Here is a 13,131-nt window from a genome sequence, read left to right on the forward strand (position 1 = left end):
CGCGCCGATGTCCGGTTCCCTGTTGATCACGGCGCTGCTCATGGGCCTGGTGGGGGGGCCGCACTGCATTGCCATGTGCGGCGCGGCCTGCGCGGGCATCGGCCGGGCGGCCGGCGAGCGCGGCACGCGCGCGCTGCTGGCGTTCCAGCTCAGCCGCGTCGCTGGCTACGCCAGCGTGGGGGCGCTGGCGGCGGGCTCGGTGCAGGGGCTGGCCTGGCTGGGGGCGCATACGCAGGTGATCCGGCCGCTGTGGACCATGTTCCACGTCGCGGCCCTGCTGCTGGGCGCCTGGCTGCTCTGGCGGGCGCGCCAGCCGGCGTGGATCGACGGCGTGGGCCAGGGCATCTGGCGCCGCGCGAAACCCGCCATCGCGCGACTGGGCCCGCGCGCGCCCTGGGTGCTGGGCTTCGGCTGGGCGCTCATGCCCTGCGGCCTGCTGTATTCGGCGCTGCTGGTGGCCTCGCTCTCGGCGGACGCGGTTCAGGGCGCGGCGGTGATGGCGCTGTTCGCCATCGGCTCGTCGGTGTCGCTGTTCGCGGGGCCCTGGCTGCTGCTGCGCCTGCGCGAGGCGCGCTCGGGCGCCTGGGGCATCCGTCTGGCGGGGCTGGCGCTGCTGCTGGCCTCGGGCTGGGCTCTGTGGATGGGCATCACCCAACCCACGGGGCTTTGGTGCCTGTGAGCGCGCCAGCCACGGGCAGCGGTCGTTGAGCGTCAGGTCGTGGCACGACCAGGGAGCGTGGCCAGCACCAGGCCCAACACAGCGATACCGAAAGCCAGCAGTTGCAGGGCGCTGAGGCGCTCACCCATGAAGACCACGCCAATGAGCGCCGCGCTGATCGGCAGCATCACGGTGAACACGCCGGCCTGCGAGGCGGGCACGGTCTTGAGCCCGGTCATCCACAGCCACACCGTCCACACGCTGGCCGCCAGCGCATAGAACACCAGCAGGCCCCAGGTGGGCAGGGCCACGGCGCCGAAGTCGAAGCGCAGTGCGGCCCACACGCCCAGAGGCGTGACCAGCGCCAGGCCCCACAGGTTGATGATGGCCGAGATGCGCTTGGGGCCCAGGCCCTCGGTGAGGCGCTTGCCGATGACGACGTAAGACGCCTCGCACACCACCGCTGCGAACACGAGCAGGTTGCCCAGCAGGGCCTGGCCACCGCCCGCGGCCGGGCCGGCCCCCTTGTCGAGCGAGAACAGGCCGATGCCCAAGGCCGCGCAGGCGATGCCCGCCGCGCTGCGCGCGCCGATGCGCTCGCGCAGGAAGATGGCGCTGAGCACCGCCACCACGGCGGGGATGGAGGACATCACCACGCCCGCAGCCACCGCGGTGGTCAGGCTCACACCGTAGAGCATGCAGATGGAGAACAGGAAATTGCCCAGGAAGGACTCGAGAAAGAGCAGGGCGCGCGTGCGCGGGCTCAGGGGCGGCTCGTCGGCGGGCTTGCGCAGCCAGCGCCACATGGCCAGGGCGCCGATGCCGAAGCGCAGCCAGGCCAGCAGGAACACCGGAAACACCAGTACCAGGGGCTTGGACAGCGCCACATAGCTGCCCACGAGCGCCATGCTCAGGGCCAGGCAAGCGTAGGCCGTGGCACGGTGAAGGGAGGTCACGGGAACGGCGCGGCTGGCGGCGGGTGGGCGAGGGTCGGGTTGGGACGGGTGGCCCGCATCATGCCTCAGCCTCCGGCGTGGGTTTCGGGATGAGGAATTTGTTTTTCACATCGAGAAAATGTCGAATGCTGCGTCGCGGAAAAATTTCTCGATATGGGAGATGAAATTCCGTATTGAAAAATTTATCAAAAACTCCATTGATTCAAAAGGAGAAAATTTTTGTCTTGTATAAGACATAAGAGGCGGTTTAGGTCTTCTACAAGACTTAGAGTCATGTCCAACGGCACCGCCTTTGCCGCGAACGCCGCCCCGGTACCCATCAACCCCCAAGGAGTGTCCCCATGCCCCAGTCCCTCACCGAACAGCTCAGCCGCTCGCAACAGATCGAAGCCCTGGAGAAAGACTGGGCCACGAACCCGCGCTGGAAAGGCGTCAAGCGCGGCTACAGCGCCACCGACGTGGTGCGCCTGCGCGGCAGCATGCACATTGAGCACACCCTGGCCAAGCGCGGCGCGGAAAAGCTCTGGGAAAAAATCAACGGTGGCGCCAAGAAGGGCTACGTGAACGCCTTCGGCGCGATCTCCGCCGGCCAGGCCATGCAGCAGGCCAAGGCCGGACTGGAGGCGGTCTACCTGTCGGGCTGGCAGGTGGCGGCCGACGGCAACACCAGCGAAACCATGTACCCGGACCAGTCGCTCTACGCCTACGACTCGGTGCCCACCATGGTCCGCCGCATCAACAACACCTTCAAGCGCGCCGATGAGATCCAGTGGGGCCGCGGCATCGAGCCGGGCAGCAAAGAATTCATCGACTACTTCCTGCCCATCGTGGCCGACGCGGAAGCCGGCTTCGGCGGCGTGCTCAACGCCTTCGAGCTGATGAAGAACATGATCGCGGCCGGCGCCGCAGGCGTGCACTTCGAGGACCAACTGGCCGCCGTGAAGAAGTGCGGCCACATGGGCGGCAAGGTGCTGGTGCCCACGCAGGAAGCCATCGAAAAGCTGATCGCCGCGCGCTTCGCGGCCGACGTGATGGGCGTGTCCACCATCGTGCTGGCCCGCACAGACGCCGAGGCGGCCAACCTCATCACCAGCGACCACGACGCCAACGACAAGCCCTTCCTCACCGGCGAGCGCACCCAGGAAGGCTTCTACCGCGTGAAGAATGGCCTGGAGCAGGCCATCAGCCGCGGCGTGGCTTACGCGCCCTACGCCGACCTGGTGTGGTGCGAGACCGGCACGCCCGACCTGGGCTTTGCCCGCGAGTTCGCGCAGGCCGTGCACGCCAAGAGCCCGGGCAAGCTGCTGAGCTACAACTGCTCGCCCTCGTTCAACTGGAAGAAGAACCTGGACGACAAGACCATCGCCCGCTTCCAGGACGAGCTCTCGGCGCTGGGCTACAAGTACCAGTTCATCACCCTGGCCGGCATCCACATCAACTGGTTCAACACCTTCCAGTTCGCCCACGCCTACGCCCGCGGCGAGGGCATGAAGCACTACACCGAGATGGTGCAGGAGCCCGAATTCAAGGCGCGCGAGCAGGGCTACACCTTCGTGTCGCACCAGCAGGAGGTGGGCGCGGGCTACTTCGACGACGTGACGACGGTGATCCAGGGTGGGTCGTCGAGCGTGAAGGCGCTGACGGGCTCGACCGAGGAAGAGCAGTTCCACTGAGCTGAATCCATCCGGACACGAGGAGACAGGGCCGCCCTTCGGGGCGGCTTTTTTTTGGGGTGGTCGCTCGCGTGGCGGTTCGATCCGCCGGCCGCTCAATGTTGCAGGCGCTCGGCGATGCGGTTCATCTGTTCGATCTCGGACCGCTGAGCTTTGGCGATCGACTCGCACAGGGCCAGCAACTCCGGATCCGCCAGCCTCGCTTCCCGGCACATGAGGATGGCGCCGGAGTGGTGCGGCACCATGGACGCGATGAACTGGTGGTCGCCGACAGCGACCTGCCAGCGCGTGGCGAAGAAGGCGCCGGCTGTGAGCAAGGCGAAGACCAGGTGCAGGGCGATGTTGAGCGGCCGGTTCGACAACATGGCGGGCATGGTTGCCAGCATGAAAATGCCCATGGGCGCCCACATCGTGACCGCCATGTAGAGCATGTTGATGTTGTTGCGGTAGTCCGCGCCGGTGTCGATCATGGAGAACATGACGAGGTACATGACGACCAGTCCCAAGGCCATGTTGATCCAGAACCTCAGGTACGGTCGTCCGTGGACTTCCTGGGGGGCATGCCGTGCGTCGGGGGCGGGCGATTTTGCTGTCTGCATGGGTCGATCCTTTGGTGTCAGGGGCTCGGCCGCGGCCGTGTCTCCACGCGTGCGATGAAGGCGCCCATGAGCGCCGCGCATTCGGCCGCGTGCGTTTCCAGAAGGAAATGAGGGCCATCGAGGATGTGCGCCGCCATGCGCGGCAGGTCCTTCATCCACGAGAGGGTTTCCTGGAGATCGAAGAAGGCGTCGTGTCGGCCCCACAGCATCAGCGCCGGCGGTTGCCAGCGGGCGAGCCAGTCGGCGATGTCTGCGAAGCGCGCGACGTGGTGGCGGTAGTCCAGCACCAGCTGGCGCTGCGTCGCCAGCCGGCCGGGCAGGTTCATGGTTCGCCAGTCCCGTTCCCACCGTTGCGGGTCAATGCGCGCCGCCAGATCGTCCGGTATGCCCGCCACGTATTGGTCGCGCGTTCCCTTGAAGCTCAGGTGGGCGGTCGCCTCGGCTTCCCGTTCGGGTGAGGGGTCCCTCCAATAGGCCCGGGTGGCCGACCACTGCGGCCCCAGGCCGCTCTCATGGGCGTTGGCGTTCTGGACGATGAGTCCACGGATGCGGTCCGGTGCGCGCGTGGCGAGGTGAAGTCCGACCGCCGCGCCGTGGTCGTGCAGGTAGAGGTGGAAGGAGGCGACGCCGAGCCGAGCCAAAAGTTCGTCGACGATGTCCGCCAGGCGCGAGAAGGAGGCGGGCTCGATGGGCGGGGAGCGGCCGAAGCCGGGGAGATCGGGGGCGATCACGAAGCAGTCGCGCGCGAGCGGGGCGATCACGTGCCGGAACGATTCGGACGAGCTCGGGAAGCCGTGGATCAGCAGCAGGGCCGGTCGGCCCCGGTCGCCGCTCAGGCGGACCGCCACGTCGGTGCCCTGGACCCGAAGAAGGGTGATGGGATTCATGGGACGTCTGGCCGGCAAACGCCGTGCCTTGTCCGCCGGCGGCCGGGGACGGGCAGGTGCCTTTGTGGGACAATCGTGGTTTCGGTCCACCAGCAAGAGCGAGAAAGGCACGTCGGTTATGACACCGCGAACTCAGGCGTTTTTCTTCGCGGCCCTTTGAGGCCAGCAGTTCGCGCCTGCCCGATTCCTTTTCCTCTTCCCCCATGAAAGCGCGGCCCCAGCCGCGCTTTTTTGTTTTCCGGATACCCACCATGCCCCAGATCACGCTCCCCGACGGTTCGCAACGCAGCTTTCCCGCGCCGGTGACGGTGGCCGACGTCGCCGCCTCCATCGGCAGCGGCCTGGCCAAGGCCGCGCTGGGCGGCAAGGTGGACGGCCGGCTGGTGGACACCAGCTACACCATCGATCGCGACGCCTCGCTCGCGATCGTCACGGCCAAAGACGCCGACGGCCTGGAGATGATCCGCCACTCCACCGCCCACCTGCTGGCCTACGCCGTGAAAGAGCTGTACCCCGAGGCGCAGGTCACCATCGGCCCGGTCATCGAGAACGGCTTCTACTACGACTTCTCGTACAAGCGTCCCTTCACGCCCGACGACCTGGCCGCCATCGAGAAGCGCATGGCCGAACTCGCCAGCAAGGACGAGAAGGTCGAGCGCCGCGTATTGCCGCGCGATGAGGCCGTGGCCCACTTCAAGGCCATGGGCGAGCACTACAAGGCCGAGATCATTGCCAGCATCCCGGCCAACGAGGACGTGAGCCTCTACCGCGAAGGTGGTTTCGAAGACCTCTGCCGCGGCCCGCACGTCCCCAGCACGGGCAAGCTCAAGCACTTCAAGCTCATGAAGGTGGCCGGTGCCTACTGGCGCGGGGACCACCGCAACGAGATGCTGCAGCGCATCTACGGCACGGCCTGGTCCACCAAGGAAGAGCTGCAGCAATACCTGACGATGCTGGAGGAGGCCGAGAAGCGCGATCACCGCAAGCTGGGCCGCGAGCTGGACCTGTTCCACCTGGACGAGCACAGCCCCGGCACGGTGTTTTGGCATCCCAAGGGCTGGGTCGTCTGGCAGGAGGTGGAGCAGTACATGCGCCGCGTCTACCGCGACAACGGCTACCTGGAGGTCAAGGGCCCGCAGATCCTGGACAAGGCGCTGTGGGAAAAGACCGGCCACTGGGACAAGTACCGCGAGAACATGTTCACCACGGAGTCGGAAAAGCGCGACTACGCGCTCAAGCCGATGAACTGCCCCGGCCACATCCTCATCTACAAGCAGGGCATCAAGAGCTACCGCGACCTGCCGCTGCGCTTCGGTGAATTCGGCAACTGCCACCGCAACGAGCCCACGGGGGGGTTGCACGGCATCATGCGCGTGCGCGCGTTCACGCAGGACGACGGCCACATCTTCTGTACCGAAGACATGATCCAGGCCGAGGTCGCCGCCTTCACGACGCTGCTGCAGAAGGTCTACAAGGACTTTGGTTTCACCGAGATCCTCTACAAGCTGTCGACGCGCCCCGAGAAGCGCATCGGCAGCGAGGAGAGCTGGGACAAGGCCGAGGCCGCCCTGGCCCAGGGCCTGCGCGCCTCGGGCTGCGAATTCGAGTACCTGCCGGGCGAGGGCGCCTTCTATGGCCCGAAGATCGAGTACACGCTGAAGGACGCCCTGGGACGGCAGTGGCAGTGCGGCACGATGCAGGTCGACCCGAACATGCCCGAGCGCCTGGACGCCGAATACGTGGCCGAGGATGGCTCCCGGCAGCGCCCCATCATGCTGCACCGCGCCATCGTCGGCAGCCTGGAGCGTTTCATCGGCATCCTGATCGAACAGCACGCCGGCGCGCTGCCCACCTGGCTGGCGCCGGTGCAGGTGGCGGTGCTCAACATCACCGACGCGCAGGCCGATTACTGTCGCGAAATCGCGAAATCACTGCAGAATCAAGGGCTTAGAGTCGAAACGGACCTGCGCAACGAGAAAATAACGTATAAAATACGGGAGCACGCGTTGCAAAAGCTGCCTTTCATTGCCGTTGTGGGCGACAAGGAAAAGGCCGCTGGCGCCGTGGCGGTGCGGGCCCGGGGCAACAAAGACCTGGGCGTGATGTCGCTGGAGGCCTTCTCCCAGCTCGTCGCGACATCGGTTTCATCCAAGGCTTGAACGCCCTCGGGCATGGCCCGGTGAAGCCGCCGCATCACCGGGCGCCCATGGTGCGAGCAGCCCCGCGGCCGACAGGCCGTTTTTGATTCATCGGCCCACTTGAAGGAAACGCACCATCGCTACCAACTTTCGCGACCGCCGCCAGCGTGAAGAACGCGCGCACCGCCTGAACCGGGAAATCATGGCCCCCGAGGTTCGCCTCAACGGCCCGAACAACGAGCCCCTGGGCATCGTGAGCTTGCAGGAAGCCCTTCGGATGGCTGGCGAGCTCGACGTCGATCTCGTGGAGATCGCCGCCACCGCGAATCCGCCGGTGTGCCGCCTGATGGATTACGGCAAGTTCAAGTACCAGGAACAGAAGAAGGCGGCCGAAGCGAAAGCCAAGCAGACGGTCATCGAAATCAAGGAAGTCAAGTTCCGCCCGGGTACCGACGACGGCGACTACAACATCAAGATGCGCAACATCCGCCGGTTCCTGGACGACGGCGACAAGTGCAAGATCACGCTGCGCTTCCGTGGCCGCGAGATCACGCACCAGGAACTCGGTCTGGCGCTGCTGAACCGCATCCGCGACGAGTTGGGCGACCTGATCATCGTGGAGCAGTTCCCGAAGCTGGAAGGGCGCCAGATGATCATGATGATCGCGCCGAGCCGCAAGAAGGTGGCGGCGAAGCCCGCAGCCGAAGCGGCAGCGCCGGCGGCCAGCCCCACGGCGGCCTGAGCCGCCGGGGTTTTCTGAAGGATTGAGCGGGCAGGGTTGGTCCCCTGCCGGCTTGAGGCACCAGCCGCAAGGCCGGTGCCGAAAGGAAGGCCCGAAAGGGCCTTACCAAAAGTGGCTCGGGGCCCATCAAGACCGTGGCTGGTTGCCGCGGCGCCTCGCGAGCACAAATCAAAAGGAGCATTTCCATGCCCAAAATGAAGACCAAGAGCAGCGCGAAGAAGCGTTTTCGTGTTCGTCCCGGTGGTACCGTCAAGCGCGGTCAAGCCTTCAAGCGTCACATCCTGACCAAGAAGTCCACCAAGAACAAGCGCCACCTGCGCGGGGCCGTCAACGTCCATGAGACCAACATGGGTCACATGGCGCAGATGCTGCCGTTCGCTGGCCTGTAATCAAGACGAACAAGGAGAAGCACTATGCCTCGCGTCAAACGTGGTGTCACGGCTCGCGCCCGCCATAAAAAAGTCCTGGCTCTGGCCAAAGGTTTCCGCGGCCGCCGCGGCAACGTCTTCCGCATCGCCAAACAGGCGGTGATGAAGGCGGGCCAATACGCCTACCGCGATCGCCGCACCAAGAAGCGTGTGTTCCGCCAGCTGTGGATCGCGCGTATCAACGCCGGTGCTCGCGCTTGCGGCCTGACGTACAGCCAGTTCGCCAACGGTCTGAAGAAGGCCCAGATCGAGATCGACCGCAAGGTCCTCGCCGACCTGGCCGTCAACGATCCGGCGGCTTTTGGCAGCATCGTGGAGCAGGTCAAAGCCAAGCTGGCCACCGCTTGATTCCCGGCCGGGCGCGCAGGCGCCCGCTGCCGTTCTAAGGGGTTGAGGCTTGAGGGGTGACCCGCCGGCTTCAACCCTTTTTTCATTGCATCGGACACGCATCGAATGAACGAGTTGGACAACCTGGCCGAGGCAGCACGCGCCGAGTTCGCGCAGGCCGCCACGCCGGCCGACCTGGAGAACGCCAAGGCGCGCTACCTGGGCAAGTCGGGCCGCATCACCGAGTTGATGAAGGGCATGGCCGCCCTGTCGGTGGACGAGAAGAAGACGCGCGGTGCTGCGATCAACCTGGCCAAGCAAGCCATTGAGAGCGCGCTGAGCCAGCGGCGCCAGGCCCTGGCCGATGCGGAGCTGGACGCTCAGCTCAAGGCCGAGGCGCTGGACGTGAGCCTGCCGGGCCGCCAGCGTGGCGCGGGAGGGCTGCACCCGGTGAGCCTCACGCTGGAGCGCATCGAGGCCATCTTCGGGTCCATGGGTTTCGAGGTGGCCGAGGGGCCCGAGATCGAATCCGACTGGTTCAACTTCACGGCCCTCAACACGCCGGAAGACCACCCAGCGCGCTCCATGCACGACACGTTCTACGTGGAAGGCGGCTCGGCGAAGGCGCCCAATCTGCTGCGCACGCACACCAGCCCCATGCAGATCCGCCACGCGGTGCAGCACGTCAAGCGCCACCGCGCGGCCCTGGACGCCGGCCAGGGCATGCCCGAGATCCGCGTCATCGCGCCGGGCCGCACCTACCGCGTGGACAGCGACGCCACCCACTCGCCCATGTTCCACCAGTGCGAGGGCCTGTGGATCGGTGAGAACGTGAGCTTCAAGGACCTCAAGGTTGTCTTCACCGACTTCTGCCGTACCTTTTTCGAGAGCGGCGACCTGGTGCTGCGCTTTCGCCCCAGCTTCTTTCCGTTCACCGAGCCGAGCGCGGAGATCGACATCCAGTTCCAGAGCGGCCCGCTGGCCGGGCGCTGGCTCGAGGTGGCGGGCTCCGGCCAGGTGCACCCGAACGTCGTGCGCAACATGGGCCTCGACCCCGAGCGCTACATCGGCTTTGCCTTCGGCATGGGACCCGACCGCCTGACCATGCTGCGCTACGGCGTCAATGACCTGCGCCTGTTCTTCGACGGCGACGTGCGTTTCCTCAGCCAGTTCCGATAAGCGACCACCATGCAATTCCCCGAATCCTGGCTGCGCAGCTTCTGCAACCCGCCGCTGACGAGCCAGCAACTTGCCGACACCCTCACCATGGCTGGACTCGAGGTCGAAGAGCTGCGCCCGGTGGCGCCGCCGTTCACCCGGGTCGTGGTGGGCGAGATCAAGTCCGCCGTGCAACACCCCAACGCCGATCGCCTGCGGGTGTGCGAGGTGGACGTGGGGCAGGGCGCGCCGCTCAACATCGTTTGCGGCGCGCCGAACGCGCGCGTGGGCATCAAGGTGCCCTGCGCGCTGGTGGGCGCCGAGCTGCCCCCCGGCGAGGACGGCAAGCCCTTCGCCATCAAGCTCGGCAAGCTGCGCGGCGTGGAAAGCCAAGGCATGCTGTGCTCGGCGCGCGAGCTGCAGCTGTCCGATAGCCACGAAGGCCTGCTCGAACTCGCCGCCGATGCTGTGGTGGGGCGTGACATCCGCGAGCAGCTGGCGCTGGACGACATGCTGTTCACCCTGAAGCTCACGCCCAACCTGGCGCACTGCCTGAGCGTGTACGGCATCGCGCGCGAAGTGGCGGCCATCACCGGCGCGCCGCTGCAGGCGCCCAGCTTCTCGGCCGCGCCGGTGTCGCTGGACGACCGGCTGCCGGTGCGCATCGAGGCGCCCGACCTGTGCGGCCGCTTCAGCGGCCGCGTGGTGCGTGGCGTGAACACCCAGGCGCAGACGCCGGCCTGGATGGTCGATCGCCTGGCGCGCTGCGGACAGCGCAGCGTCACCGCGCTGGTGGACATCTCCAACTACGTGATGTTCGAGCTCGGCCGCCCCTCGCACATCTTCGATCTCGACAAGATCCATGGCGGGCTGCAGGTGCGCTGGGGTCGCGAGGGTGAAACGCTCAAGCTGCTCAACGGCAACACCATCGCCGTGGACGCCGGCGTGGGCGTGATCGCCGACGACCAGGCGGTCGAGTCGTTGGCGGGCATCATGGGCGGCGACGCCACCGCAGTGTCCGACGACACCGAGAACATCTACATCGAGGCCGCCTTCTGGTGGCCCAAGGCGGTGGCCGGCCGTTCGCGCCGCTACAACTTCAGCACGGACGCCGGCCACCGCTTCGAGCGGGGCGTCGATCCGTCCACCACGGTCGAACACATCGAGCGCATCACGCAGCTTGTGCTGGAGATTTGCGGCGGCCAGGCCGGTCCCATGGACGATCGGGTGGCGCGCCTGCCCGAGGCCAAGCCCGTCACCCTGCGCGTGGCGCGCGCGGCCAAGGTCATCGGCATGCCGCTCACGCAGGCGCAGTGCGTGGGTGCGCTGCGCCGCCTGGGTCTGGCCTTGCACGAGGGCGAGGGCACGGTCACCGTGACGCCGCCACCGTACCGCTTCGATCTGCAGATCGAGGAGGACCTGATCGAAGAAGTGGTGCGCCTCGTGGGCTACGAGCAGCTGCCCACCACGCCTCCGCTGGCGCCGATCACCGCCAAGCTGCGTCCCGAGGCGCGCCGCGGCGCTTTCGCCGTACGCCGCCAGCTCGCGCAACTGGGTTACCAGGAGACGATCAACTTCAGCTTCGTGGAAGAGCGCTGGGAGCGCGAGCTCGCGGGCAACGCCGACCCCATCCAGTTGCTCAACCCGATCGCCAGCCAGATGAGCGTGATGCGCTCCTCGCTGATCGGCAGCCTGGTGGCGGTGTGCAAGTTCAACCTCGACCGCCGCGCCGAGCGCGTGCGCCTGTTCGAGATCGGTCGCGTGTTCCGCAAGGACGCGGGCGTGGCCGACAGCGACACCACCGTGGCCGGCTTCGACCAGCCCATGCGCGTGGCCGGCCTGGCGGGTGGGCCGCTGAACGCCTTGCAGTGGGGCGAGAGCGATCGTGGAGCCGATTTCTTCGACGCCAAGGGCGATGTGGAGGCCTTGCTGGCGCCGCGCCGCGCCGAGTTCCGCGCCGCCGAGCACCCAGCGATGCACCCGGGCCGCTGCGCGGCCGTGTGGTTGGATGGCCGCTGCATTGGCCACGTGGGCGAATTGCATCCGCGCTGGCGCCAGGCATACGAATTGCCCCAGGCGCCGGTGCTGTTCGAACTGGAACTCGACGCCGTGCTGGCCTGGCCGGTGCCGACCTTCCGCGCGGTCAGCCGCCACCAGCCGGTGCAGCGCGACCTGGCGCTGGTGGTCGACGAAACCGTGTCGCACGACGCCGTGATGGCCGCCATCCGCGCCGCCAGCAATCCCTGGCTGCAGGACGCCGTGCTGTTCGACGTCTACCGACCGAAGAAGGGCGCCACGGTGCCCGGCCTGGCCGAGCATGAGAAGAGCCTGGCCGTGCGCCTCGTCATGAACCGTGAGGACGCTACACTGGCCGACGAACAAATCGAAGCCGCCGTGCAGCAGACGCTCGCGTCCCTGCAGCAGCGCGTGAAAGCCCGTCTGCGCGCTTGAGCCCCGACACCGACAAGAAGGAGTACCCGATGGAACTGGCCGTCGAAAGCCTGGAAACCCCCGCCCTCACCAAGGCGCAGCTCGCCGAGCTGCTGTTCGACCAGATCGGCCTGAACAAGCGGGAATCCAAGGACATGATCGACGCCTTCTTCGATCTCATCACCGAGAGCCTGGTCAATGGCACGGACGTGAAGATCTCGGGCTTCGGCAACTTCCAGATCCGCACCAAGGCGGCCCGCCCGGGCCGCAACCCCCGCACCGGCGAACCGGTGGCCATCCAGGCCCGGCGGGTTGTCACTTTCCACGCCAGCCCCAAGCTCAAGGAGCAGGTGCAGGCGGCGGTCATCGGCGGCTGAACGGCGCTGTCGCGCGGCCCGATAGGGGTCGCTTACAACATTTCGCACGAAAAGCCCCGGGGTAGTCCCCGGGGTTTCCTTACTTAGAGTAAATTCAAGCTTCGGTTTCTACCGCCTTGATTTACATGGAAAAATCGCTGCCCCCCATTCCAGCGAAGCGCTACTTCACTATTGGTGAGGTGGGCGAGCTGTGTGGCGTCAAGCCGCATGTGCTGCGCTACTGGGAGCAGGAGTTCACGCAGCTTCGCCCCATGAAGCGCCGGGGCAACCGGCGCTACTACCAGCACCATGAGGTGCTGATGATCCGCCGCATCCGCGAGCTGCTGTACGACCAGGGCTTCACCATCAGCGGCGCGCGCAACAAGCTGCAGGAGCTGGCCCAGGCCGAGCGCGAGAAGCGCCGCCAGGACGATGACGATCCGATCGACGTGATCGACCTGGACGCCGTCATCCACGACGACGACACCACCGTGGTGTCGGCGGTGGTGTCGCCCGCCGCACCGGCGGCATCGGCCGAACCCACGCTGCTGAGCGACATGCGCCGCGAACTGCTCGAGATTCGTGAGTTGCTTCGGCTATCGGCCTGAGAGCGCGCTTTTTTGCCGGCTATAATGCGAGGCTTGTCGGCGTGTAGCGCAGCCTGGTAGCGCACTTGCATGGGGTGCAAGGGGTCGCGAGTTCGAATCCCGCCACGCCGACCATTTATGCAAAAGCCCGTCATCGCGAGATGACGGGCTTTTTCTTTTGCCTCGGGTGCC

The 13,131-nt window shown here is 66.5% G+C and carries 13 protein-coding genes and 1 tRNA gene; 11 read left to right on the forward strand and 3 right to left on the reverse strand.

What is annotated here, in order from left to right; genetic code table 11:
- Positions 1-7 precede the first annotated feature (7 nt).
- Complete coding sequence (locus DY262_RS00470) at positions 8-679, forward strand: sulfite exporter TauE/SafE family protein (protein ID WP_116957055.1); 672 nt, start codon at positions 8-10, stop codon at positions 677-679.
- A gap of 32 nt (positions 680-711) precedes the next feature.
- On the opposite strand, the gene DY262_RS00475 is transcribed toward DY262_RS00470, so the two are convergent.
- On the reverse strand, positions 712-1,614 hold the full coding sequence (locus DY262_RS00475) for a DMT family transporter (RefSeq protein WP_116957056.1): 903 nt from the start codon (positions 1,612-1,614) through the stop codon (positions 712-714).
- A gap of 341 nt (positions 1,615-1,955) precedes the next feature.
- Between DY262_RS00475 and aceA the strand changes: the two genes are divergently transcribed.
- Entirely contained in the window at positions 1,956-3,287 is a 1,332-nt protein-coding gene (aceA, locus tag DY262_RS00480; protein WP_116957057.1) for an isocitrate lyase, read from the forward strand.
- A gap of 95 nt (positions 3,288-3,382) precedes the next feature.
- Here aceA and DY262_RS00485 read toward each other — a convergent pair whose 3' ends face one another.
- Positions 3,383-3,886 (reverse strand): DUF305 domain-containing protein, encoded by a 504-nt coding sequence (locus tag DY262_RS00485; RefSeq protein WP_116957058.1) that lies wholly within the window; start codon positions 3,884-3,886, stop codon positions 3,383-3,385.
- A 17-nt stretch (positions 3,887-3,903) separates the two neighbouring features.
- Entirely contained in the window at positions 3,904-4,773 is an 870-nt protein-coding gene (locus DY262_RS00490; protein ID WP_116957059.1) for an alpha/beta fold hydrolase, read from the reverse strand.
- A 251-nt stretch (positions 4,774-5,024) separates the two neighbouring features.
- On the opposite strand from DY262_RS00490, the gene thrS reads away from it, so the two are divergent.
- From thrS to DY262_RS00535, 9 genes are all read left to right on the forward strand, one after another.
- A complete protein-coding gene (thrS, locus tag DY262_RS00495; RefSeq protein ID WP_116957060.1) occupies positions 5,025-6,932 on the forward strand; it encodes a threonine--tRNA ligase in 1,908 nt (635 codons plus the stop codon).
- Between the two features lie 115 nt (positions 6,933-7,047).
- Entirely contained in the window at positions 7,048-7,653 is a 606-nt protein-coding gene (gene infC / locus DY262_RS00500; RefSeq protein ID WP_116957061.1) for a translation initiation factor IF-3, read from the forward strand.
- Between the two features lie 185 nt (positions 7,654-7,838).
- Positions 7,839-8,042: a 50S ribosomal protein L35 gene (rpmI, locus tag DY262_RS00505; RefSeq protein ID WP_070399972.1), complete on the forward strand. Its 204-nt coding sequence runs from the start codon at positions 7,839-7,841 to the stop codon at positions 8,040-8,042.
- Positions 8,043-8,066: 24 nt separating this feature from the next.
- Positions 8,067-8,429: a 50S ribosomal protein L20 gene (rplT, locus tag DY262_RS00510; protein WP_009517526.1), complete on the forward strand. Its 363-nt coding sequence runs from the start codon at positions 8,067-8,069 to the stop codon at positions 8,427-8,429.
- Positions 8,430-8,534: 105 nt separating this feature from the next.
- Positions 8,535-9,587: a phenylalanine--tRNA ligase subunit alpha gene (gene pheS, locus DY262_RS00515; protein WP_116957062.1), complete on the forward strand. Its 1,053-nt coding sequence runs from the start codon at positions 8,535-8,537 to the stop codon at positions 9,585-9,587.
- Positions 9,588-9,596: 9 nt separating this feature from the next.
- Entirely contained in the window at positions 9,597-12,017 is a 2,421-nt protein-coding gene (gene pheT, locus DY262_RS00520) for a phenylalanine--tRNA ligase subunit beta (protein WP_116957063.1), read from the forward strand.
- 29 nt (positions 12,018-12,046) lie between these two features.
- Positions 12,047-12,373: an integration host factor subunit alpha gene (locus tag DY262_RS00525; protein ID WP_009517529.1), complete on the forward strand. Its 327-nt coding sequence runs from the start codon at positions 12,047-12,049 to the stop codon at positions 12,371-12,373.
- Positions 12,374-12,498: 125 nt separating this feature from the next.
- Positions 12,499-12,960: a MerR family transcriptional regulator gene (locus DY262_RS00530; protein WP_116957064.1), complete on the forward strand. Its 462-nt coding sequence runs from the start codon at positions 12,499-12,501 to the stop codon at positions 12,958-12,960.
- A gap of 37 nt (positions 12,961-12,997) precedes the next feature.
- Positions 12,998-13,074: transfer RNA gene (locus DY262_RS00535), tRNA-Pro, on the forward strand.
- The last annotated feature ends 57 nt before the right edge of the window (positions 13,075-13,131 follow it).

Source organism: Hydrogenophaga borbori (assembly GCF_003417535.1).
GTDB classification, from domain to species: Bacteria; Pseudomonadota; Gammaproteobacteria; order Burkholderiales; family Burkholderiaceae_C; genus Hydrogenophaga; species Hydrogenophaga borbori.

What these genes read in the sequence shown, in the direction of transcription:
- thrS (WP_116957060.1), top strand. Translation starts at nt 5,025, where the DNA reads ATGCCCCAGATCACGCTCCCCGACGGTTCGCAACGCAGCTTTCCCGCG.
- DY262_RS00470 (WP_116957055.1), top strand. Translation starts at nt 8, where the DNA reads ATGTCCGGTTCCCTGTTGATCACGGCGCTGCTCATGGGCCTGGTGGGG.
- rpmI (WP_070399972.1), top strand. Translation starts at nt 7,839, where the DNA reads ATGCCCAAAATGAAGACCAAGAGCAGCGCGAAGAAGCGTTTTCGTGTT.
- DY262_RS00530 (WP_116957064.1), top strand. Translation starts at nt 12,499, where the DNA reads ATGGAAAAATCGCTGCCCCCCATTCCAGCGAAGCGCTACTTCACTATT.
- aceA (WP_116957057.1), top strand. Translation starts at nt 1,956, where the DNA reads ATGCCCCAGTCCCTCACCGAACAGCTCAGCCGCTCGCAACAGATCGAA.
- DY262_RS00525 (WP_009517529.1), top strand. Translation starts at nt 12,047, where the DNA reads ATGGAACTGGCCGTCGAAAGCCTGGAAACCCCCGCCCTCACCAAGGCG.
- DY262_RS00490 (WP_116957059.1), bottom strand. Translation starts at nt 4,773, where the DNA reads ATGAATCCCATCACCCTTCTTCGGGTCCAGGGCACCGACGTGGCGGTC.
- pheT (WP_116957063.1), top strand. Translation starts at nt 9,597, where the DNA reads ATGCAATTCCCCGAATCCTGGCTGCGCAGCTTCTGCAACCCGCCGCTG.
- pheS (WP_116957062.1), top strand. Translation starts at nt 8,535, where the DNA reads ATGAACGAGTTGGACAACCTGGCCGAGGCAGCACGCGCCGAGTTCGCG.
- DY262_RS00485 (WP_116957058.1), bottom strand. Translation starts at nt 3,886, where the DNA reads ATGCAGACAGCAAAATCGCCCGCCCCCGACGCACGGCATGCCCCCCAG.
- rplT (WP_009517526.1), top strand. Translation starts at nt 8,067, where the DNA reads ATGCCTCGCGTCAAACGTGGTGTCACGGCTCGCGCCCGCCATAAAAAA.